This window comes from Enterobacter sp. T2 (assembly GCF_010692925.1).
In the GTDB taxonomy this organism is placed as follows: Bacteria; Pseudomonadota; Gammaproteobacteria; order Enterobacterales; family Enterobacteriaceae; genus Enterobacter; species Enterobacter kobei.
This window is the reverse complement of sequence record NZ_CP048736.1, coordinates 1,988,349-2,011,525: the sequence shown is the minus strand read 5'-3', so window position 1 is coordinate 2,011,525 and position 23,177 is coordinate 1,988,349. Positions and strand designations below refer to the sequence as shown.

General features: G+C 56.0%; 21 protein-coding genes. 17 read left to right on the top strand and 4 right to left on the bottom strand.

Annotation, left to right across the window (positions count from 1 at the left end):
- Positions 1-60: 60 nt before the first annotated feature.
- Positions 61-1,359, top strand: coding sequence for a two-component system sensor histidine kinase RstB (rstB, locus tag G0034_RS09585; RefSeq protein WP_014883593.1), 1,299 nt, complete (start codon positions 61-63; stop codon positions 1,357-1,359).
- 73 nt (positions 1,360-1,432) lie between these two features.
- Positions 1,433-2,362, top strand: a complete 930-nt coding sequence (gene tus / locus G0034_RS09580) for a DNA replication terminus site-binding protein (RefSeq protein WP_023330261.1) — start codon at positions 1,433-1,435, stop codon at positions 2,360-2,362.
- Here tus and fumC read toward each other — a convergent pair whose 3' ends face one another.
- Both fumC and fumA read right to left on the bottom strand, forming a co-directional pair.
- Positions 2,363-3,757, bottom strand: coding sequence for a class II fumarate hydratase (gene fumC, locus G0034_RS09575; RefSeq protein ID WP_045269492.1), 1,395 nt, complete (start codon positions 3,755-3,757; stop codon positions 2,363-2,365). It abuts the gene before it with no gap.
- A gap of 183 nt (positions 3,758-3,940) precedes the next feature.
- Positions 3,941-5,587: a class I fumarate hydratase FumA gene (gene fumA / locus G0034_RS09570; protein ID WP_045269491.1), complete on the bottom strand. Its 1,647-nt coding sequence runs from the start codon at positions 5,585-5,587 to the stop codon at positions 3,941-3,943.
- 199 nt (positions 5,588-5,786) lie between these two features.
- On the opposite strand from fumA, the gene manA reads away from it, so the two are divergent.
- Complete coding sequence (gene manA / locus G0034_RS09565) at positions 5,787-6,962, top strand: mannose-6-phosphate isomerase (protein WP_014883589.1); 1,176 nt, start codon at positions 5,787-5,789, stop codon at positions 6,960-6,962.
- Between the two features lie 99 nt (positions 6,963-7,061).
- Positions 7,062-8,594: a YdgA family protein gene (locus tag G0034_RS09560; protein WP_023337197.1), complete on the top strand. Its 1,533-nt coding sequence runs from the start codon at positions 7,062-7,064 to the stop codon at positions 8,592-8,594.
- A 104-nt stretch (positions 8,595-8,698) separates the two neighbouring features.
- Here G0034_RS09560 and G0034_RS09555 read toward each other — a convergent pair whose 3' ends face one another.
- Positions 8,699-9,727, bottom strand: coding sequence for a Mal regulon transcriptional regulator MalI (locus tag G0034_RS09555; RefSeq protein ID WP_014883587.1), 1,029 nt, complete (start codon positions 9,725-9,727; stop codon positions 8,699-8,701).
- Positions 9,728-9,904: 177 nt separating this feature from the next.
- Between G0034_RS09555 and malX the strand changes: the two genes are divergently transcribed.
- The 3 genes from malX to add all read left to right on the top strand — a co-directional run bounded on the left by malX (position 9,905) and on the right by add (position 13,816).
- The gene (gene malX, locus G0034_RS09550; protein ID WP_023337196.1) at positions 9,905-11,497 is read left to right on the top strand and encodes a maltose/glucose-specific PTS transporter subunit IIBC; all 1,593 of its coding nucleotides are present in this window, start codon (positions 9,905-9,907) and stop codon (positions 11,495-11,497) included.
- 48 nt (positions 11,498-11,545) lie between these two features.
- The gene (locus tag G0034_RS09545) at positions 11,546-12,718 is read left to right on the top strand and encodes a MalY/PatB family protein (protein WP_179120755.1); all 1,173 of its coding nucleotides are present in this window, start codon (positions 11,546-11,548) and stop codon (positions 12,716-12,718) included.
- Positions 12,719-12,814: 96 nt separating this feature from the next.
- Positions 12,815-13,816: an adenosine deaminase gene (gene add, locus G0034_RS09540; RefSeq protein WP_023332825.1), complete on the top strand. Its 1,002-nt coding sequence runs from the start codon at positions 12,815-12,817 to the stop codon at positions 13,814-13,816.
- 52 nt (positions 13,817-13,868) lie between these two features.
- On the opposite strand, the gene G0034_RS09535 is transcribed toward add, so the two are convergent.
- Positions 13,869-14,909, bottom strand: coding sequence for an oxidoreductase (locus G0034_RS09535; protein ID WP_023337193.1), 1,041 nt, complete (start codon positions 14,907-14,909; stop codon positions 13,869-13,871).
- A 243-nt stretch (positions 14,910-15,152) separates the two neighbouring features.
- Between G0034_RS09535 and blr the strand changes: the two genes are divergently transcribed.
- The 10 genes from blr to nth all read left to right on the top strand — a co-directional run bounded on the left by blr (position 15,153) and on the right by nth (position 22,606).
- The gene (gene blr, locus G0034_RS09530) at positions 15,153-15,278 is read left to right on the top strand and encodes a division septum protein Blr (RefSeq protein WP_168112406.1); all 126 of its coding nucleotides are present in this window, start codon (positions 15,153-15,155) and stop codon (positions 15,276-15,278) included.
- Between the two features lie 231 nt (positions 15,279-15,509).
- Positions 15,510-15,725 (top strand): transcription modulator YdgT, encoded by a 216-nt coding sequence (ydgT, locus tag G0034_RS09525; protein WP_013096896.1) that lies wholly within the window; start codon positions 15,510-15,512, stop codon positions 15,723-15,725.
- Between the two features lie 86 nt (positions 15,726-15,811).
- On the top strand, positions 15,812-16,252 hold the full coding sequence (locus G0034_RS09520) for a DUF2569 domain-containing protein (protein WP_179120754.1): 441 nt from the start codon (positions 15,812-15,814) through the stop codon (positions 16,250-16,252).
- Positions 16,253-16,328: 76 nt separating this feature from the next.
- Positions 16,329-16,910, top strand: a complete 582-nt coding sequence (rsxA, locus tag G0034_RS09515; protein ID WP_014883581.1) for an electron transport complex subunit RsxA — start codon at positions 16,329-16,331, stop codon at positions 16,908-16,910.
- Positions 16,910-17,488 carry an electron transport complex subunit RsxB gene (gene rsxB, locus G0034_RS09510; RefSeq protein ID WP_023337191.1) on the top strand — a complete coding sequence of 193 codons (579 nt, stop codon included), beginning with the start codon at positions 16,910-16,912 and terminating at the stop codon, positions 17,486-17,488. The genes rsxA and rsxB overlap by 1 nt, the downstream gene beginning before the upstream one ends.
- Positions 17,481-19,601 carry an electron transport complex subunit RsxC gene (gene rsxC, locus G0034_RS09505; RefSeq protein ID WP_179120753.1) on the top strand — a complete coding sequence of 707 codons (2,121 nt, stop codon included), beginning with the start codon at positions 17,481-17,483 and terminating at the stop codon, positions 19,599-19,601. The genes rsxB and rsxC overlap by 8 nt, the downstream gene beginning before the upstream one ends.
- Positions 19,602-20,654 carry an electron transport complex subunit RsxD gene (gene rsxD, locus G0034_RS09500; RefSeq protein ID WP_014883578.1) on the top strand — a complete coding sequence of 351 codons (1,053 nt, stop codon included), beginning with the start codon at positions 19,602-19,604 and terminating at the stop codon, positions 20,652-20,654. It begins immediately after the preceding gene.
- A 10-nt stretch (positions 20,655-20,664) separates the two neighbouring features.
- Positions 20,665-21,285, top strand: a complete 621-nt coding sequence (gene rsxG / locus G0034_RS09495; protein WP_048996073.1) for an electron transport complex subunit RsxG — start codon at positions 20,665-20,667, stop codon at positions 21,283-21,285.
- Positions 21,286-21,287: 2 nt separating this feature from the next.
- Entirely contained in the window at positions 21,288-21,974 is a 687-nt protein-coding gene (locus G0034_RS09490) for an electron transport complex subunit E (protein WP_023337188.1), read from the top strand.
- Positions 21,971-22,606: an endonuclease III gene (nth, locus tag G0034_RS09485; protein ID WP_023338272.1), complete on the top strand. Its 636-nt coding sequence runs from the start codon at positions 21,971-21,973 to the stop codon at positions 22,604-22,606. The genes G0034_RS09490 and nth overlap by 4 nt, the downstream gene beginning before the upstream one ends.
- Positions 22,607-23,177 lie beyond the last annotated feature (571 nt).

Below are 23,177 nucleotides of genomic sequence, written 5' to 3'. Positions count from 1 at the left end.
TGAAAACAGGTGAGGTTTTTCATGTATATTCTGCCTATCGCGTTTTTCCGGTGAGATGGAATGAAAAAGCTGTTTGTGCAGTTTTATCTTTTACTGTTTGTCTGCTTCCTGGTCATGACCATGCTGGTCGGGCTGGTCTATAAATTTACCGCCGAACGTGCGGGCAGGCAGTCGCTGGACGATTTGATGAAAAGCTCGCTGTATCTGATGCGGAGCGAACTCAGAGAGATCCCGCCGCACGACTGGGCGAACACCCTCAAAGAACTCGATCTGAACCTGTCATTTGATTTACGCATCGAGCCATTAAAAGATTTCGAGTTAGATCCGCCCGCAATGCAGCGCCTGCGCGATGGCGATATCGTGGCGCTGGATGAGAAATACACCTTTATCCAGCGTATTCCGCGCAGCCATTATGTGCTGGCTGTCGGGCCGGTTCCTTATCTCTATTATCTTCACCAGATGCGCCTGCTGGACATGGCGTTGATGGCCTTTATCGCCATTTCGCTCGCGTTTCCGGTCTTTATCTGGATGCGTCCCCACTGGCAGGACATGCTGAAGCTGGAATCCGCCGCACAGCGTTTTGGCGAGGGGCATTTCACCGAGCGCATTCACTTCGACAGCGGTTCCAGCTTTGAACGGCTGGGCGTGGCCTTTAACCAGATGGCCGATAACATCAATGCCCTGATCGCCAGTAAAAAACAGCTAATCGACGGTATTGCCCACGAGCTGCGCACGCCACTGGTTCGCCTGCGTTATCGTCTGGAGATGAGCGAGAATCTGACAGAAGCGGAGTCACTCGCGCTAAACCGCGATATTGGTCAGCTTGAAGCGCTGATTGAAGAGCTGCTAACCTACGCGCGCCTCGACCGCCCACAAAACGAGCTGAACCTCAGTGCGCCAGATCTGCCCGCCTGGCTGCAAACCCATATTGATGATGTCCAGAGCGTGAACCCGCAACGCACGCTGTTGACGCGCGTCACGCCCGGCGATTACGGCGCGCTCGATATGCGGCTGATGGAGCGCGTGCTTGATAACCTGCTGAACAACGCCATGCGCTACAGCGAAAGTACGCTACAGATTGGACTGGATTTGCAGGGTAACCAGGCAAGCCTGACAGTTGAAGACGATGGACCGGGAATTGCCCCGGAAGCACGAGAAACCGTATTTGAACCGTTTGTCCGCCTCGATCCCAGCCGCGATCGCGCCACCGGCGGGTGCGGACTGGGGCTGGCCATTGTTTACTCTATTGCGCAGGCCATGGGCGGCACGGTGCATTGTGAGGAGAGCGAACTCGGCGGCGCACGCTTCTGCTTTAACTGGCCGGTGTACCATAACATCGCCCTTCCCGTCCCTGTCTGACCTTAACCGCACGCTGGCCTGACCCGGCGTGCTGTGCTATATGATAAGTATGTTGTAACTAATGAGGGTGTTTATGGCAACCTACGATCTCATCGAACGGCTGAACAGCACGTTCCGCGAAATAGAACACGAATTGCTGACGCTGACCGCGCGTTTACAAACCTGCCGCCTGCTGGCCGCGCGCGTCTTTACCCTGCCCGATATCGCCAAAGGCGCGGAGCACGATCCGCTCGACGCCATTGAGGTGAAGCAGCATATCGGCAGCGCCGCGCTTGAGCTGGCCCTGAAGCACTACCGCCACCTTTTTATTCAGCAGCAGTCGGAACAGCGCAGCAGCAAGGCGGCCGTGCGCCTGCCGGGCGTGATCTGCCTGCAAACCGATGCCACCACGCGCGAGGCGCTGGAAAACCAGATTGCGCATATCAACGCCCTGAAAGCAACGTTTGAGAAGATAGTGACCGAAGAGTCCGGCCTCGCTCCGGCCGCCCGGTTTGAGTGGGTGCACCGCCAGCTTCCGGGATTAATTACCCTTAATGCCTACCGCACGCTGACCGCACTGCGTCACCCCGCCACGCTGCGCTTCGGCTGGGCGAATAAGCACATCATTAAAAACTTCACCCGGGATGAGGTGCTGGCGCAGCTGGAAAAAAGTCTTAAGGCACCGCGTACCGTTGCACCGTGGTCGCGTGAACAGTGGATTGAGCGTCTGGAGCAGGAGTATCACAGCATCGCCTCGTTACCGGCGGATACGCGCCTCAAAATTAAGCGTCCGGTAAAGGTGCAGCCTATCGCTCGCGTCTGGTATTCCGGTCAGCAAAAACAGGTACAATATGCCTGCCCGACGCCGCTGATTGCACTTTATGATGCCGATCAGGGCGCCATCGTGCCGGATATTGGTGAGCTGCTGAATTACGACGCTGAAAATGTTCAGCACCGTTATCGGCCTCAGGCGCAGCCGCTACAGCTGATTATTCCGCGGCTGCACCTGTATGTGGCGGGATGATTATTTCAGACTGCCGACCATCGCTTCCGGGCGAACCCAGGCGTCAAATTCCGCCTCCGTTAGATAACCCAGCGCCAGAGCGGCAGCTTTCAGCGTTAGCCCCTCTTTATGCGCCTTTTTGGCGATCTCGGCGGCCTTGTCGTAGCCGATATGGGTATTGAGTGCGGTGACCAGCATCAGAGACTCATTCAACAGCTGGCTGATGCGCTCGCGGTTTGGCTCTATGCCCACCGCACAATGCTCGTTAAAGCTCTCCATCCCGTCGGCCAGCAGACGAACAGATTGCAGCACGTTATGAATCACCATCGGACGATAGACGTTCAGCTCGAAGTTGCCGGACGCGCCGCCCAGGTTAACGGCCACGTCGTTGCCCATCACCTGGCAGCAGAGCATGGTCATGGCTTCGCACTGGGTCGGGTTGACTTTACCCGGCATGATAGAACTGCCCGGCTCGTTTTCCGGAATGCTGATTTCACCGATACCGCAGCGCGGCCCTGAGGCCAGCCAGCGGACGTCGTTGGCAATTTTCATCAGCGAAGCCGCCAGACCTTTCAGCGCGCCGTGGGCGTGAACCAGCGCATCGCAGGTCGCCAGCGCTTCGAATTTATTGGGCGCCGTGACGAATGGCTGGCCGGTAATGGCTGCAAGCTCCTTCGCCACACGCACCGCGTACTCAGGATGCGTATTTAACCCGGTACCGACCGCCGTGCCACCGAGCGCCAGCTCCGCCAGATGGGGCAAACTGTTCTCGATATGCTTCAGGTTATGTTCCAGCATCGCCACCCAGCCGGAAATCTCCTGACCGAGCGTCAGTGGCGTAGCGTCCTGCAGGTGAGTACGGCCAATTTTAACGATGTCGCGGAAGGCCTGCGCTTTCTCGTTGAGCGTGGTTTTGAGCACGTTGAGCTGCGGAATAAGCTGCTCGCGGATCGCGATCACCGCCGCTACGTGCATCGCCGTCGGGAAGACGTCGTTGGAACTCTGGCTTTTGTTAACGTCATCGTTCGGGTGGATCTTACGCTCCATGCCGCGCACGCCGCCCAGCAGTTCACTTGCCCGGTTCGCCAGCACTTCGTTCATGTTCATGTTGCTTTGGGTACCGGAACCGGTTTGCCAGATGGCGAGGGGAAATTCGTCGGGATGTTTACCAGCCAGCACTTCGTCGGCGGCATTAATGATGGCGGTGGCTTTATCTGCGCCCAGCAGGCCTAAATCCTGGTTTACTTTTGCCGCTGCACGTTTGGTGAGTGCCAGCGCCTGAATCAGCGAGACGGGCATTTTTTCGGTCGAAATACGGAAGTGCTCCAGCGAACGCTGGGTTTGCGCGCCCCATAGCTTGTCAGCCGGAACCTCGATTGCGCCCATAGAGTCTTTCTCATGGCGTACCGTTGTCATTACTTTCTCCTTGATAACACTGTCGGGATTGCTCACATGCTTAAGAGATAAGTATTGATGACTTCTGAGAAACGATATGGCGCTTTGTGCGCTCTTTTTGGTGTCGGGTGGCGGCTACGCCTTACCCGACCTACGAGAATGTAGGCCGGGTAAGCGTCAGCGCCACCCGGCATTTTCTTCAGACTACTTCACACACGCTGAACACTGGGACGACTGGATTTGCTTGAAGAAGTCGTTACCTTTGTCATCCACCAGGATAAACGCCGGGAAATCTTCCACTTCAATTTTCCAGATGGCTTCCATACCCAGTTCCGGGTATTCCACGCATTCCAGGCTCTTGATGCTGCCCTGCGCAAGGACCGCCGCCGGGCCGCCGATGCTGCCCAGGTAAAAACCGCCATGCTTATGGCATGCGTCCGTTACCTGCTGGCTACGGTTGCCTTTTGCCAGCATGATCATGCTGCCGCCGTTGGCCTGCATCTGGTCAACGTAGGAGTCCATACGGCCCGCCGTGGTAGGACCTAACGAGCCGGAAGCATAGCCTTCAGGTGTTTTGGCCGGTCCTGCGTAGTAGATCGGGTGATCTTTAATGTACTGCGGCAACCCTTCACCGTTATCCAGCCGCTCTTTCAGCTTCGCGTGCGCAATGTCACGGCCGACGATAATCGTGCCGTTCAGAGAGAGGCGAGTCGACACCGGGTACTGAGAAAGCTGGGCCAGGATCTCTTTCATCGGACGGTTGAGGTCAACGCGAACCGCTTCCCCCTCACCCGCTTTACGCAGTTCTTCCGGGATGTATTTGCCTGGGTTGTTTTCCAGTTTTTCGATCCAGATGCCTTCGCGGTTGATCTTCGCCTTGATGTTGCGATCCGCAGAGCAGGAAACGCCCATGCCGACCGGGCAGGATGCACCGTGACGCGGCAGACGGATCACGCGCACGTCGTGAGCAAAGTATTTACCGCCAAACTGTGCGCCGAGCCCCAGGTTACGCGCTTCTTCCAGTAGCTCCTGCTCAAGCTGCACGTCGCGGAATGCCTGGCCGTGTTCATTACCTTCCGTTGGCAGACCGTCATAGTATTTGGTTGAGGCCAGTTTGACGGTTTTCAGCGTGCTCTCAGCCGAGGTACCGCCAATCACAAACGCGATGTGGTACGGCGGGCATGCAGCCGTACCGAGAGTACGCATTTTCTCGACCAGGTAGTTCTTCAGCTTGCCCGGGGTGAGCAGCGCTTTGGTTTCCTGGTAGAGATAGGTTTTGTTGGCCGAACCGCCGCCTTTGGCGATGCAGAGAAATTTGTACTCATCACCGTCGACGCTGTAGAGATCTATCTGTGCGGGCAGGTTGGTGCCGGTGTTGACCTCTTTGTACATATCCAGCGCCGCGTTTTGCGAGTAGCGCAAGTTATCTTCGGTATACGTGTTGTAAACACCGTGGGCCAGCGCCGCTTCATCACCACCGCCGGTCCAGACGCGCTGGCCTTTTTTACCAACGATAATCGCCGTGCCGGTGTCCTGACAGGTTGGCAGAATGCCTTTCGCCGCGATATCGGAGTTACGCAGGAACTGCAGGGCAACGTATTTATCGTTCTCGCTGGCTTCCGGGTCGCTCAGAATATCGGCTACCTGCTGCTGATGCGCAGGACGGAGCATAAACGAGGCGTCGTGGAAAGCGTGCTGCGCCAGCAGCGTCAGCGCCTGCGGATCCACCTTAAGGATCTCTTGTCCTTCAAACTCAGAAACGGAGACGTGATCGCGGGTTAACAGGTAATACTCGGTCTGATCCTTACTGAGGGGGAAAGGATCCTGATAATGGAAGGGTTTATTCGACATTGTTCTCTCACTTACTGCTTCGGTCTGTTTATTCAGGGCAGATGTTCCGCTGCCCGGCTTAAAAGCGAGTCAGCTTATCCTACACAATTTTTTAACAAAAACTGAGACTAGTACGACTTTTTACATCCACAGGTTACTTCCATGTGGTTTATTGCTTTAATACCCGGAGTTAATTCCACAATTGAATCAGGGCTTGATAATGCAAAAACTCATTAACTCAGTGCAAAACTACGCCTGGGGAAGTAAAACTGCGTTAACGGATCTCTACGGTATCGCTAACCCCAACAACCTGCCGATGGCAGAGCTGTGGATGGGGGCACACCCGAAGAGCAGCTCAAAAATTGCAGACGCCAGCGGCCAGGTACGCAGCCTGCGTGACGTGATCGATGCCGATAAATCCGCGCTGTTGGGCGACAACGTTGCTCAGCGCTTCGGTGAACTGCCGTTCCTGTTTAAAGTCCTGTGTGCCGACCAGCCGCTCTCCATCCAGGTTCACCCGAACAAAAAAGCCTCTGAAATCGGCTTTGCGAAAGAGAACGCGGCGGGTATCCCGTTAGATGCTGCCGAGCGTAACTACAAAGATCCGAATCACAAGCCGGAACTGGTCTTTGCGCTGACCCCGTTCCTGGCGATGAACGCATTCCGCGAATTTTCCGAGATCGTTTCCCTGCTGCAACCGGTCGCGGGTGCTAACAAGGCTATCGCCCACTTCCTTGAAAACCCGAATGCCGACGCGCTGAGCCAGCTGTTTGCCAGCCTGCTGAATATGCAGGGTGAAGAGAAATCTCACGCGCTGGCGGTTCTCAAAGCGACGCTGGACAGCCAGCACGGTGAACCGTGGGAAACCATCCGTCTGATTTCCGCGTTCTACCCGGACGACAGCGGCCTGTTCTCTCCCCTGCTGCTGAACGTGGTGAAACTGAACCCGGGCGAAGCGATGTTCCTGTTCGCGGAAACCCCGCACGCCTACCTGCAGGGCGTGGCGCTGGAGGTGATGGCCAACTCCGATAACGTGCTGCGCGCGGGCCTGACGCCGAAATATATCGATATTCCTGAGCTGGTTGCCAACGTGAAGTTTGTGGCAAAACCGGCAGGTGAGCTGCTCACCCAGCCTGTCAAAACAGGTGCAGAGCTGGACTTCCCGATCCCGGTGGACGATTTTGCCTTCTCCCTGCACGACCTGAGCCCGACCGAAACCACCATTGCGCAGGAGAGTGCAGCAATCCTGTTCTGTGTCGAAGGCGAAGCCACGCTGCACAAAGGTGAACAGCGTCTGGTACTTAAGCCCGGTGAGTCAGCGTTCGTTGCAGCGAATGAGTCTCCGGTTAGCGTAAGCGGCACCGGTCGCCTGGCGCGCGTTTTCAATAAGCTTTAAGCACTTACTGAATTTTTTAACAACTCTTGCTAAGCTAGTTGCAGGCTTAATATCTCCGGGCGGTTTTTACCGCCTGGTTTCATTTTAGGGATAGTCGCAATGAAAAAATCGGTCGTAGCGGTTGGAGTGATTGTAGCGTTAGGCGTGGTCTGGACGGGTGCCTCCTGGTTTACCGGGAAACAGCTGGAAGGCCGTCTGGCTGAGATGGTGGCACAGGCTAATGGAGAGATTAAGCGCAGCGCGCCGGAAGCAGGTCTGGAACTGAGCTATCAGAACTATCAGCGCGGCGTGTTCACCAGCCATATGCAGCTGGTGGTGAAGCCAGTGGCCGGTAATGAAAACGGCTGGCTGAAGCCAGGCCAGAGCGTGGTGCTGGATGAAGTGGTCAGCCACGGTCCGCTCCCGCTGGCACAGTTGAAATCGTTTAATCTGATACCGTCCATGGCATCAGTTCACACCGTGCTGGTGAATAACGACGTCACTAAACCGTTGTTTGACCTGGCAAAGAATGAATCCCCTTTCGACATTAACACCCGCATCAGCTACTCCGGTGATACCAGTTCCGATATTGCCCTAAAAGCGCTGAACTATGAGAAAGAGAATGAGAAAGTCGCCTTCAGCGGCGGCAATTTCAAAGTCGACGCGGATCGGGATGGCAATGTCTTCTCCCTGACGGGTGAAGCGGAAAGCGGCCTGGTCAACGCCGTAAACGAATACAACCAAAAAGTTCAGCTCACCTTCAATAAGCTGAAGGCCGACGGCAACAGCCGTATGACCGATTTTAAAGAGCGTATCGGCGATCAGACGCTCTCCGTTGATAAGATTGCTATCGCGATTGAAGGTAAAGAGATGGCCGTGCTGGAAGGCATGGACGTCAACGGCAAATCCGACGTTTCCAAAGACGGTAAAAGCATCAACACTCAGCTGGACTACACGCTGAAAAGCCTGAAGGTCCAGAACCAGGATCTGGGCACCGGCAAACTCTCGCTGAAGATCGGCAATATCGACGGCCAGGCGTGGCATGAATTTAGCCAGAAATACAGCAAAGAGAGCCAGGCGTTGCTGACCAATACCGCTCTGCAACAGAACCCGGAAGCGTATCAGCAGCAGGCGATGGCGGTGCTGTTCGACAACCTGCCGATCCTGCTGAAAGGCGAGCCGGTGGTAACCGTTGCACCGCTGAGCTGGAAAAACAGCAAAGGCGAAACCAACTTCAACCTGTCTCTGTTCCTGAAAGATCCGGCAACCGCAACGGGTGAACCGCAGACGCTGGCGCAGGAAGTGGATCGCAGCGTGAAGTCCCTCGACAGCAAGCTGACTATCCCGATGGATATGGCAACCGAGTTTATGACCCAGATTGCGAAGCTGGAAGGCTACGGCGACGAAGACGCCGGTAAACTGGCGAACCAGCAGGTGAAAGGCCTGGCGGCGATGGGCCAGATGTTCCGCATCACGAAGGTGGAAAACAATACCATCTCCACCAGCCTGCAGTACACCAATGGTCAGGTTACGCTCAACGGCGACAAAATGCCGCTGGAAGACTTCGTCGGCATGTTTGGTATGCCGACGCTGGGGATGCCGGAACCGGCTGAACCCGCAGCGCCAGCCGAACCGGCGGCACCGCAGCAGTAAACGTCAAAACCCCTCGCATGAGGGGTTTTTTATTGCCGGGTGGCGCTGACGCTTACCCGGCCTACGATCGGGGGCCGTTGCCGCCGGGCGATGTGCAGAGGCGTCTATTTCACGGTGACCAGGCGCGCCGCCACAATCTGGTGCCCGGCCTGGACATCCGTATTCTCGATGCGCTGCATGATTCTGTCCGCCAGCGTATAACCCATCTCCCGCGCGGGGGTGGTGGCCCAGACGATCGGCAGGTCATCCAGCGCGTTTTCACCGACGTCGGCGAACGCCCCCAGCGAGACCTGGTGGCCAAAGAAGGTTTCCACCCCGCCCTCACCGCTCTGCCGCCCGGCGCGGATCAGGCCAAACCAGGCCCCCATAGCAATCACATCGTTGTAGCAAATCACGGCGCTGATCGTCGGGTTGCTTCGCAACAGCGCATTTATCGCTTCAGCCGCTTTCTTCTGGCTGGATTCACATTCAACAACCCATTCACTGTGGAACGGCAGACCGTATTTGATCAACGTCGCGCAGTAGCCGCCGACCCGTTCGGCGCGGGTCAGGGACGAACTTTTACCCCCCAGCCAGGCAATGCGCTGATGACCGCGACGAATAAGATGCTCGGTCAACATTTGCGCGGCCTGCATGTTATCCGGGCGCAGCGTATCCGCTTCGTCCAGGTAGCTGGCGCGCGAAGCAAAGACCAGCGGCACGCCTTTTTCGGCGGCACGCTCGCACAGTTCGCTACCCACGCCCGACGCCCCGGCGACGATCACCCCGTCCACGCCCTGGTTGAGCAGCATATCCAGCCGGGAAAGGAGCTGATCGGCTTCGCGTCCGCCGTGCAGCAGAAAGACCATCCGCCCCTGCGCTTCAAGCGCTTCGGTTAACCCGGCGGTCAATTCTGCATAAAACGGAGACGTCAGATCCCGGACAATCAGGCCAATCACCCCGCTTTGTCCACCGCGCAGCGCCGACGCCTGGCGGTTACGCACAAAGCCTAATTGTTCAACCGCCTCGTTAACTCGCTGCCCGGTGGCAGGCGAGATGCGCCCTTTTCCGCTCAGCACCAGAGAAACGGTACTGACGGAGACCCCCGCCGCCAGCGCGACATCGTTGATGGTGATTTTTTTCGCTACAGCCATGTGTCGGCGTGACTCCCTGAAATGAGATCGGTAAAACGTTTTATCAATACGTTATCTTTATACTACCAGTTAAAGCCTGAGAATGTGATTTAGCGCGCACTAAACTTTGATAAAACGTTTTATCTTCTCGCAGCATTGAAGCAGATAAACTGATTTTAACAATAAAGGAGTCGTTTTATGACGGCGAAAGCAGCACAAAAAATATCGCTGTGGGAGTTTTTCCAGCAACTGGGTAAAACCTTTATGCTGCCCGTGGCACTCCTCTCGTTCTGTGGGATCATGCTCGGGATCGGCAGCTCACTGAGCAGTAAAGACGTCATTACCCTAATCCCGTTCCTCGGTACCCCCATACTGCAGGCGATTTTCATCTGGATGAGTAAAGTCGGCTCCTTCGCATTTAGCTTCCTGCCTGTGATGTTCTGTATCGCTATCCCGCTGGGCCTGGCGCGCGAGAACAAAGGTGTGGCGGCGTTTGCCGGTTTTGTGGGTTACGCAGTGATGAACCTGGCGGTTAACTTCTGGCTGACCGCGAAAGGCATTCTGCCGACCACCGACGCTGCCGTGCTGAAAGCCAATAACATTCAGAGCGTGATTGGTATCCAGTCGATTGATACCGGGATCCTCGGCGCGGTGATCGCCGGGGTGATTATCTGGATGCTGCACGAACGCTTCCACAATATCCGCCTGCCGGATGCCCTGGCCTTCTTCGGCGGTACCCGCTTTGTACCAATTATTACCCTGGTGGTGATGGGTCTGTTTGGTTTGATCATTCCGCTGATCTGGCCAGTCTTTGCGATGGGCATCAACGGTATTGGCCGCATCATTAACGGCGCGGGCGATTTTGGTCCGATGATCTTCGGTACCGGTGAGCGTCTGCTGCTGCCGTTTGGCCTGCAGCATATCCTGGTCGCCCTGATTCGATTCACCGAAGCGGGCGGAACCATGGAGGTGTGCGGTCACGATGTGAGCGGCGCGCTGACCATCTTCCAGGCGCAGCTGAGCTGCCCGACCACTCATGGCTTCTCTGAAAGCGCCACCCGCTTCCTGTCTCAGGGTAAAATGCCAGCCTTCCTTGGCGGCCTGCCGGGTGCGGCACTGGCGATGTACCACTGCGCGCGTCCGGAAAACCGCCATAAAATTAAAGGGCTGCTGATCTCCGGCGTGATCGCCTGCGTCGTCGGCGGGACCACTGAGCCTATCGAATTCCTGTTCCTGTTTGTTGCGCCGGTGCTGTATCTCATCCACGCCGTGCTGACCGGTCTGGGCTTTACCGTCATGGCGGTGCTGGGCGTCACCATCGGTAATACCGACGGCAACGTGATTGACTTCGTGGTGTTCGGTATCCTGCATGGTCTTTCCACCAAGTGGTATCTGGTACCGGTCGTGGCGGCCATCTGGTTTGCGGTGTACTACGGCATCTTCCGCTTCGCCATTACCCGCTTCAACCTGAAAACGCCAGGCCGTGATGTTGAAACAGCCACCAGCGTCGAACAGGCGGTTGCAGGAACCGTGGGCAAATCCGGCTATAACACCCCTGCCATTCTGGCGGCGCTGGGCGGTGCGGATAACATTACCTCGCTGGATAACTGCATTACCCGCCTGCGTTTGTCGGTGGCGGATATGTCAAAAGTGGATACCAACGCCCTGAAAGCCAACCGGGCGATCGGCGTGGTACAGTTAAATCAGCACAATTTGCAGGTGGTTATCGGCCCGCAGGTACAGTCGGTGAAAGATGAGCTGGCAACCCTGATGCGAACAGTAGAAGCCTGATGCCCCGCCCCCTCGCTCTGAGGGGGTTTTACTTTAAGGACTCACGTGATGTTTGATTTCTCTACCGTCGTGGATCGTCACGGCACCTGGTGTACACAGTGGGACTACGTCGCCGACCGTTTTGGCGCGCCCGACCTGCTGCCCTTCACCATCTCGGATATGGATTTCGCCACCGCCCCCTGCATTACTGATGCGCTGCATCAGCGCATCAACCACGGCGTGTTTGGCTACAGCCGCTGGAAAAACGATGAATTTCTCGCCGCCGTCGCGCACTGGTTCCACCAGCGCTTTAACAGCCACATTGATACCGAAACCATCGTGTATGGCCCTTCCGTCATCTACATGGTGTCCGAGCTGATTCGTCTCTGGTCCGCTCCTGGCGACGGCGTGGTGGTGCACACCCCGGCATACGATGCGTTTTACAAAGCCATTGAAGGCAATGGGCGTCATGTGGTGCCGGTTGAGATGGAAAAGCATGCTTCTGGCTGGCTGGGCAATATGGCTGCTCTGGAAGCGGCACTGGCGAAACCGGAAAATAGAATCCTGCTCCTGTGCAGCCCGCAAAACCCAACCGGTAAGGTCTGGACCCGCGAAGAATTGACCCACATGGCAGAGTTGTGCGAGCGCCATAACGTTGCTGTTATCAGCGATGAAATTCATATGGACATGGTGTGGGGTGCGCATCGTCACACGCCGTGGAATGAGGTGGCGCGCGGCAAATGGGCGCTGCTAACCTCCGGCTCGAAAAGCTTTAATATCCCGGCGCTGACGGGCGCTTACGGCCTGATAGGTGAAGAAGAGAGCCGTAACGGCTATCTCAGTGCCTTAAAAGGCCGGGACGGACTCTCTTCCCCTTCCGTGCTGGCACTGACGGCGCATATCGCCGCCTACCAGCAGGGAGCGCCGTGGCTGGATGCCCTAAGGCACTATCTCGAAGAAAATCTGCTGTATATCGCGCAGGAATTAAACAGTGCTTTTCCGAAACTGAACTGGCAGCCGCCGGAGGCCACCTATCTGGCCTGGGTTGATCTGCGCCCGCTAAATATTGATGACCGCGCGCTACAAAAAGTACTGATTGAGCATCAAAAAGTGGCCATCATGCCGGGATATACCTACGGAAACGAGGGTAACGGTTTCGTGCGTCTGAACGCAGGCTGTCCGCGCAGCAAGCTGGAACAAGGGGTGAAACGCCTCATTGCCGGGATTAACACGCTCCTGTAATCAGTTTGCGCAACGGAATATTCCCTTGCGCAAATAGCTTTTTACCCCGTTTTGTTTTTATAATATGGCGCACTTTAACCAGAAAAGAGTGCGACCATGATTGATACACGCCTGCCTTTAACTGATATTCATCGTCACCTTGACGGTAACATTCGTGCCCAAACCATCCTCGATCTTGGCCGCCAGTACAATTTAACGCTTCCCGCTCAAACGCTGGAGTCATTGATCCCGCACGTACAGGTCACCTCTAATGAACCTGACCTCGTCAGCTTCCTGAGCAAACTCGACTGGGGCGTGAAGATGCTGGCCTCGCTGGATGCCTGCCGCCGCGTGGCGTTTGAGAACATTGAAGATGCGGCTCGTAACGGCCTACACTACGTTGAGCTGCGCTTCTCGCCGGGCTATATGGCGATGACCCACAACCTGCCCGTTGCAGGCGTGGTGGAAGCCGTGATTGAAGGCGTCCGCCAGGGCTGCGAAACCTACGATGTCCAGGCCCGTCTGATTGGTATTATGAGCCGTACGTTTGGCGAAGCGGCCTGCCTGCAGGAGCTGGAGGCGCTGCTGGCCCATCGCGATGCCATCACTGCCGTCGATCTCGCCGGTGATGAACTGGGCTTCCCGGGCAGCCTGTTCCTCTCTCACTTCAACCGCGCACGCGATGCCGGCTGGCACATTACCGTTCATGCGGGCGAAGCGGCAGGCCCGGAAAGTATCTGGCAGGCCATTCGTGAGCTCGGCGCCGAGCGTATCGGTCACGGCGTGAAGGCGGTAGAAGACCGCGCCCTGATGGATTTCCTCGCAGAACAGCGTATCGGGATTGAATCGTGCCTGACGTCCAATATTCAGACCAGCACCGTGGCAACGCTCGCGCAGCACCCGCTGAAAACCTTCCTGGAACACGGCGTGCTGGCCTCGCTGAACACTGACGATCCGGCGGTACAGGGCGTGGATATCATCCACGAATACAATAACGCCGCACCGCAGGCGGGTCTGAGCCGCGAGCAGATCCGTCAGGCGCAGATCAACGGTCTGGAAATTGCGTTCCTGACGCCGGAAGAGAAGCAGGCTCTGCGGAATAAAGTGGCAACCGCGTAAGCCTTTTTGCCGGGTGGCGGCTGCGCCTTACCCGGCCTACAGTATCTGAACCCTATGCCAGACAGAGCGTGGCGCGATGTTTGGCAGATTCGATACCCAGCTCAATCAGCTCCATAATCTGAATCGCCTGGCTGGCCGGAACCGGATTTTCTCCTGTTCCGTTCAACGCATCGCGAATAGCCGCATAATAGGCCGGATAGTTGCCCGGCATCGTCAGCAACGTTTCCTCAACCAGTTCCTCACCTTCAACCCGCGTGACCACGCCGTCGCGCATATCATAGCCCCAGTCTTCCTGCGGCAAACGCTCACCGTTTTTAAGACGGTCTTCCTGTGGATCGAGGCCAAACTTCACATAGCTTCCCCGCGTGCCGTGAATGATATAACGGGCAGATTCCGCGGCCGCGACCATCGTTCCATGCAGCACGATGCGGCGCTGCGGATAACTTAACACCGCGTGGAAGTAATCGGTCGTCTGCGCCCCGGGTCTGAGCTGGGCCAGATCGACCGTCATGCTCACCGGCAGACCAAACAGGTTGACAGCCTGGTCCAAAAGATGAGGGGCTAAATCGTACCAGATGCCGCTCCCCGGACCGGCCTGCTCCCGCCAGCGGTTTCTTACCTGCGGGCGAAAACGGTCAAAGTGCGATTCAAAAAAGAGGATCTCACCTAACGTACCTTCGCTGAGTAGCGTTTTTACCGTGAGGAAGTCGCTGTCCCAACGGCGGTTATGAAAAACGGAAAGCAGTCTGCCCAGGCCTTTTGCCAGCGCGTCCAGTTCACGCGCCTGTGACAACGTCACCGTGAAAGGTTTATCAACAATGACGTGCTTTCCTGCTTCCAGCGCGGCTTTTGCCAGGGGGAAATGCGTGTCGTTAGGTGTAGGGATGACAATTAAATCAATATTCGGATCGTTGAAGAGATGTTTTGGCTCAGAGACAACCGGCACGGAAGGCCAGTCGGCATGGACTTTGGTAGCATCGCTACTGGATACTGCTGCCAGCATCATTCCGGGCGTTCCGGCTATCAGAGGTGCATGAAACGTTTTGCTCGCGTACCCATAACCTATCAGACCGACGCGGATATTATCACTCATAGTGCCGTCCTCTTTTATGACGTTCTTATTTCACACTGGCAAGCCTGGCATAAGCGCAGATTAATAATGTGCCGTATGACTTAAAATAGCAGGTTGTGGCGGTTGTTTTCGTTACATAGTATTAACCTTCTGATTTTGTTTAAGGGAACCGTTCCCAAAGCGCTTGCCGTTGGTGAGGCCTCGCTGTAACATTTGCGCCCTGTATTTATGGATAAAGTACAATTACGAGTCATGACATCAATTATTAATCGAATCATTGAATTAGCGGGATGGATTGTTCTTGGGGTATCGGTCATTTTGCTCGGCGTTGCCAGCCACATCGATAACTACCAGCCGCCGGAGCCTGTCACAGTCGCCCAACCTAAGTAACCGGTTACTGCAATAACGAGTGACATATTATGTCAGTTACGTATTGCCAGCCCAGGTGAACACGGTTAACCTTCTCTTCCAGGCATCGTCTGATGCCTGAATTTCAGCAAAGAAAACTCCTAATTTCGTCGCGTTACCTGAGTGGGCTGTTTACGTCTTTATTAATCCGTTTATTATTCGAACGAATTACCTTAACGGGTATTACTCACTTTTATATGGAAACTTATTAATATGACAGTTCAGGACTATTTATTAAAATTTCGCAAGATCAATTCGCTTGAGAGCCTGGAAAAACTGTTTGACCACCTGAACTACACCCTGTCGGATAATCAGGACATCATCAATATGTATCGCGCCGCCGATCATCGCCGTGCGGAGCTGGTCTCCGGCGGTCGTTTGTTCAACGTCGGTGAAGTGCCTAAGTCTGTCTGGCGTTACGTTTTATAAGAAAGTAGCCATCCGCGCGAAATGTTATATACTCTCCGCCCTGCAAACTGGCTGTACAACATTTCGCGCAGATTATGGGAGAGTTCATGACCGCAACGCCTAGAGAACGCATTGGAGGCTGGTTAATCGCCCCACTGGCATGGCTGCTGGTTGCCTTGTTAAGCGCATCGCTTGCGCTGCTGCTTTATACCACCGCACTGATCACCCCTCACGCTATTCAGACCCTGATGTCGCAAAGTGTGCTTAATATTGCGATGTGGTTTGTGTCCTTCGTTTTCGCGATCGGCATGTGGTACTACACCCTGTGGCTGACCATCGCCTTCTTCAAACGCCGCAAAGGGGTGCCTAAGCACTATATTATCTGGCTGTTAATCTCAGTCCTGCTGGCAGTCAAGGCGTTTGCGTTCTCGCCGGTGTCTGACGCGCTTGCGGTCCGCCAGCTACTTTTCCCGTTACTGGCCGCGGCGCTGCTGGTGCCCTATTTCAAGCGGTCGACGCGGGTAAAAAACACCTTTGTGAACCCGTAATAACCTTACAGATAACCTGTTGTCGCCTGACCCGGTTTGTCCGATAATAGGCGGCTTTTTTATTTCAGGCTAAATAATGACCGATTACTTACTGCTCTTTGTCGGCACTGTGCTGGTTAACAACTTCGTTCTGGTGAAGTTCCTTGGCCTGTGCCCGTTTATGGGCGTTTCCAAAAAACTGGAAACGGCGATGGGCATGGGGCTGGCAACCACCTTCGTCATGACGATGGCATCGATTTGCGCGTGGTTGATTGATACCTGGATCCTCATTCCGCTGGGGTTAATCTACCTCCGTACGCTGGCATTTATTCTGGTCATTGCCGTTGTTGTGCAATTTACCGAAATGGTGGTGCGTAAAACCAGTCCGGCGCTCTATCGCCTCCTCGGTATCTTCCTGCCGCTGATCACCACCAACTGCGCGGTACTCGGCGTGGCGCTGTTGAACATCAACCTTGGCCATAACTTTATGCAGTCGGCGCTGTACGGTTTTTCCGCCGCCGTCGGTTTCTCGTTCGTAATGGTCCTGTTCGCCTCGATTCGCGAACGTCTGGCCGCTGCGGATATCCCTGCGCCTTTCCGCGGTAACGCGATTGCGCTGGTCACCGCGGGTTTAATGTCTCTGGCCTTTATGGGCTTCAGTGGTCTGGTGAAGTTGTAATGAATGCTATCTGGATTGCCATCGCCTCTATTAGCGTCCTGGGGTTAGCGTTTGGCCTTATCCTCGGTTACGCCTCCCGCCGTTTCGCGGTAGAGGACGATCCCGTTGTAGAAAAAATTGATGAGCTTCTGCCGCAAAGCCAGTGTGGGCAATGCGGCTACCCTGGCTGTCGCCCTTACGCTGAAGCGGTGGGCATTCAGGGTGAGAAAATTAACCGCTGTGCGCCCGGCGGCGAAGCGGTGATGCTGAAAATTGCGGCCCTGCTTAACGTTGACCCACAGCCCGTTGATGGCGATGCGGATGTGCAGGAGCCGGTCCGCGCCCTCGCCGTGATCGACGAGGCAAATTGCATCGGCTGCACTAAATGTATTCAGGCCTGCCCGGTTGACGCCATTGTTGGTGCCACCCGCGCCATGCACACCGTCGTGGCGGATCTGTGCACCGGCTGTAACCTCTGCGTAGCCCCCTGCCCGACGCAATGTATTACGCTGCGCCCGGTTGAAGCGACTACCGAAAGCTGGAAGTGGGATCTTCAAACCATTCCGGTTCGCAACATTCCTGTGGAACAACATGCTTAAGTTATTTTCTGCTTTCAGAAAAGAGAAGATCTGGGACTTTGACGGCGGTATTCATCCGCCGGAGATGAAAACCCAGTCTAACGGCACGCCGCTGCGCCAGATTCCGCTGGCGACGCGTTACGTCATGCCGCTCAAGCAGCATATCGGCGCGGAAGGTGAGCTGTGCGTAAAAGAAGGTGATACCGTCCTTCGCGGTCAGCCGCTGACCTTTGGTCGCGGACGTATGCTGCCTGTACACGCCCCAACGTCCGGTAAAGTGATCGCGATTGCCCCTCATACGGTGGCGCATCCGTCGGCACTTTCAGAGCTGAGCGTGATCATTGAAGCCGACGGCGAAGATCGCTGGATCGAACGTGACGGCTGGAGCGACTACCGCAGCCAGAGCCGCGAAGCGCTTATCGAGCGCATTCACCAGTTCGGCGTTGCCGGGCTGGGCGGCGCGGGCTTCCCTACCGGCGTCAAGCTGCGCGGCGGTAGCGATAAAATCCAGACGCTGATTATCAATGCCGCAGAGTGCGAGCCGTATATCACCGCCGACGATCGTCTGATGCAGGATTGCGCCGCTCAGGTAGTGGAAGGCATCCGTATCCTCGCGCATATTTTGCAGCCGCGAGAAGTGCTGATTGGCATCGAAGACAATAAACCGCAGGCTATCTCCATGCTGCGCGCCGTGCTGGCGGGTAGCCATGATATCGCCCTGCGCGTTATTCCAACCAAGTACCCGTCTGGCGGCGCAAAACAGCTGACGCAAATCCTCACCGGGAAGCAAGTGCCGCATGGCGGACGTTCTTCGGATATCGGCGTGCTGATGCAAAACGTCGGCACAGCTTATGCCGTGAAACGTGCGGTAATTGACGGCGAGCCGTTAACCGAACGAGTCGTGACGCTGACTGGCGAATCGGTCTCCCGTCCGGGTAACGTCTGGGCGCGCCTCGGTACGCCGGTGCGTCATTTGCTGGAGCAGGCTGAATTCTGCCCGGGTACCGATCAGATGGTGATCATGGGTGGCCCTCTGATGGGCTTTACCCTGCCATGGCTGGATGTCCCGGTAGTCAAAATCACGAACTGCCTGCTTGCTCCCTCTTCCACCGAGATGGGCGAAGTGCAGGAAGAGAAAGGCTGCATCCGCTGTAGCGCCTGTGCCGATGCCTGTCCGGCGGATCTGCTCCCGCAGCAGCTTTACTGGTACAGCAAAGGCCAGCTACACGATAAAGCCAAAGCACATAACCTGGCCGACTGCATCGAATGCGGCGCCTGCGCCTGGGTCTGCCCAAGCAATATTCCGCTGGTGCAATACTTCCGCCAGGAGAAGGCCGAAATTTATGCCATCTCCATGGAAGAAAAACGTGCAGCAGAAGCCAAAGCGCGCTTTGAAGCACGTCAGGCGCGGCTGGAACGTGAAAAAGCGGCCCGTCAGGAGCGTCATAAGCAGGCCGCCGTCCAGCCTGGCGAAAAAGATCAGGATGCAATTAACGCCGCCCTGGCACGCGTTCGCGAGAAAAAAGCCAATGCTGCCCAGACGGTGGTGATCCCTGCAGGTGAGAAGCCTGACAACAGTGAAGCCATCGCCGCGCGTGAAGCACGCAAGGCTGCGGCTCGCGCACGTCAGGCAGAAAAAGCGCAAACAGCGCAACCGGATGGGGAGGTCGATCCACGCAAAGCCGCTGTCGAGGCGGCGATTGCCCGTGCCAAAGCCCGTAAAGCGGAACAGCAGGCCCCCGCGGCAGAACCAGAAGCACCGGTTGATCCGCGTAAAGCCGCTGTTGAAGCCGCGATTGCCCGCGCCAAAGCGCGTAAAGCGGAACAGCAGGCCCCCGCGGCAGAACCAGAAGCACCGGTTGATCCGCGTAAAGCCGCTGTTGAAGCCGCGATTGCCCGCGCCAAAGCGCGTAAAGCAGCGCAGCAGGCACCTGCAGCAGAACCAGAAGCACCGGTTGACCCGCGTAAAGCTGCCGTTGAAGCGGCGATAGCCCGCGCCAAAGCGCGTAAAGCAGCGCAGCAGGAAGAGCAGCCGCAGGCCGCTAACGATGACCCGCGCAAGGCCGCCGTCGCTGCCGCAATTGCGCGCGTTCAGGCGAAGAAAGCCGCACAGCAAGCCGTTAACGAGGATTAAATGGTTTTCAGAATCGCAAGTTCCCCTTACACCCATAATCAGCGTCAGACATCGCGTATTATGATGCTGGTTTGCCTGGCCGCGCTGCCGGGTATTGCCGTTCAGTGCTGGTTTTTCGGCTGGGGAACCCTGTTCCAGATAGCCCTGGGCTGTATCAGCGCCGTAGCGGCAGAGGCGCTGGTGCTGAAGCTTCGCAAGATGACGGTCTCCCGCATTCTTGCCGACAACTCCGCGCTGCTGACCGGCCTGCTGCTGGCCATCAGTATTCCGCCGTTTGCCCCGTGGTGGATGGTCGTCCTCGGTACCGTTTTTGCCGTGATTATTGCCAAACAGCTGTATGGCGGGCTCGGCCATAACCCGTTTAACCCGGCGATGATCGGCTATGTGGTGCTGCTGATCTCCTTCCCGGTACAAATGACCAGCTGGCTGCCACCGCATGACATTGCCGCCACGGTGCCAGGCTTTATGGATGCCCTGCACGTGATCTTTACCGGCCATACGGCGCTCGGCGCGGATATGAACGCGCTGCGTATGGGCGTGGACGGCATCAGCCAGGCGACGCCGCTCGATACGTTCAAAACGTCCCTGCATGCCGGGCACAGCGTCGAGCAAATCATGAAATCCGCCATCTACAGCGGTATGCTTGCGGGTGCAGGCTGGCAGTGGGTTAACCTGGCGTATCTGCTGGGTGGCCTGTTCCTGCTGCAGCAGAAGGCCATCCGCTGGCATATTCCGGTCAGCTTCCTCGTGACGCTGGCGGTTTGTGCCACCCTTGGCTGGGTCTTCTCCCCTGAGTCGCTGGCCAGCCCGCAGATACATTTGCTCTCCGGTGCAACGATGCTTGGCGCGTTCTTTATCCTGACCGATCCGGTGACGGCGTCTACGACTAACCGTGGTCGCTTGATCTTCGGTGCGCTGGCAGGACTGCTGGTCTGGCTCATCCGTAGCTTTGGCGGTTATCCGGACGGGGTGGCGTTTGCCGTCCTGCTCGCCAACATCACCGTTCCACTCATCGACTATTACACGCGCCCGCGCGTGTACGGCCATCGTTAAGGGTGTCGCGATGCTGAAAACAATGCAAAAACATGGCGTCACGCTGGCCGTTTTCGCCGCCGTACTCACCGGAATGACGGCGCTGGTGAATGAGCTGACCAAATCGACCATTGATGAACAGGCGGTGAAGCAGCAAAAAGCGCTGTTCGATCAGGTGATCCCGTCGGATTTTTACGATAATGACCTGCAAAAGAGCTGCTTCGTGGTAGACGCGCCGCAGCTTGGAAAAGGCCCACACCGCCTGTTTATCGCCCGCAAAGGGGATAAACCGGTCGGCGCGGTAATGGAGGCGACGGCGCCCGACGGCTATTCCGGCGCCATTCAGCTGCTCGTCGGCAGCGATTTCTCCGGCACCATACTGGGCACCCGCGTGACGCAACATCATGAAACGCCGGGCCTGGGCGATAAAATTGAAACCCGTCTGAGCAACTGGATTTTAGCTTTCGCTGGTAAAGTGATTCATGGCGAAGGTGACACCGCGTTTGCGGTGAAAAAAGACGGCGGCGAGTTTGACCAGTTCACGGGCGCGACCATCACGCCGCGCGCGGTGGTGAACGCCGTAAAACGGGCCGGGCTGTATGCTGAAACGCTGCCCGCGCAAATCAACAATCTTGCGGCCTGTGGAGAGTGATCATGAGCCAGGTTAAAGAGGTTATTGTCCAGGGACTGTGGAAGAACAACTCCGCGCTGGTTCAGCTGCTGGGGATGTGCCCACTGCTGGCCGTGACGTCAACGGCCACTAATGCGCTCGGTCTCGGTCTGGCAACAACGCTGGTACTGACTCTGACCAACCTCTCCATCTCCGCCCTGCGCCGCTGGACCCCGTCGGAAATCCGTATTCCGATTTACGTTATGATCATTGCGTCGGTGGTCAGTATCGTCCAGATGCTGATTAACGCCTACGCCTTCGGTCTGTATCAGTCGCTCGGAATTTTTATCCCTCTGATCGTGACCAACTGTATTGTGGTCGGGCGTGCGGAAGCCTTCGCCGTGAAAAACAGTCCGGCCATGTCGGCGCTGGATGGTTTTTCGATTGGTATGGGTGCGACCGGTGCGATGTTCGTGCTCGGCTCACTGCGCGAGATCCTCGGCAACGGGACGCTGTTTGACGGTGCCGACGCGCTGCTGGGCGGCTGGGCCAAATCGCTACGTATCGAGGTGTTCCATACCGATACGCCATTCCTGCTGGCGATGCTGCCACCTGGCGCGTTTATTGGCCTTGGCATGATGCTGGCAGTAAAATACCTGATTGATGAAAAACGTAAGCGACGCGCTGCAGAGCGTAGCGTCCAGGAAGGGATCCCCGAGAAGGCCTCATGAATAAAGAAAAGCGCATTGCGATCCTGACCCGTCTGCGGGACGAGAACCCGCATCCGACGACGGAGCTGAATTTTACCTCCCCGTTTGAGCTGCTGATCGCCGTGTTGCTCTCTGCACAGGCTACCGATGTGAGCGTCAATAAAGCGACCGCCCTGCTCTATCCGGTCGCTAACACGCCAAAAGCGATGCTGGAGCTCGGCGTGGAAGGCGTGAAGTCTTATATCAAAACCATCGGATTGTTTAACAGCAAAGCAGAGAATGTGATTAAAACCTGCCGGATCTTGCTGGAACAGCACGGCGGTGAGGTGCCGGAAGACCGCGCAGCGCTGGAAGCGTTGCCGGGTGTAGGACGCAAAACCGCGAACGTGGTGCTTAATACGGCGTTCGGCTGGCCGACGATCGCCGTGGATACGCATATCTTCCGAGTTTCTAACCGCACCAACTTCGCCCCCGGTAAAAACGTTGAGCAGGTTGAAGAGAAGCTGTTAAAAGTGGTGCCCGCCGAATTCAAGGTTGACTGCCATCACTGGCTGATTTTGCACGGCCGTTATACCTGCATCGCCCGTAAACCTCGTTGCGGCTCCTGCATTATTGAAGACCTCTGCGAATTCAAAGAAAAAGTGTATCCCTGAATTGCTGGTCTGAACAATCGCAATCCCACATCAGGAGAAGGCCTTCCAAACGTCCCTCTCCTGACCATAAATCATCCGCCTCTTGCCCCTGCTGACTTATCACTTGTTCGGCACGTTAACGCTCAAACAGGTTAATACTTTTTTCATAGCCAAAAATTTCTATACATCTGTGATCGCGATCACTCTGATAACTTCATGTTGATTTTTTGTTGTCAAAATCATCCCAAAGCCTTTGCCAGACAAGATATAACCGATCAGAACCGGAAGATAAGACCAGCGATTTTTCAGAATATGGGCTATATCACTGCCACAAACGGCAAATAGCAGAACATATCGCCAAAAGCCGATCGGGGAGGGGGAATACCAGTTGAAAAAACTACCTTTACTCACCGTATGAAATTTAACGCTGAATAACATTTGCATGAACCGACGATTATACCACCCCAGATAAATGTAACAGATTATTACAAACGTATTGCCAGACGGGTCAGGATAGTGAACATTACCCGCCGTTTCTCCTCCCAATATAACTATAAGGCGGATGGACTACGGCCATCACGCTATGAACACC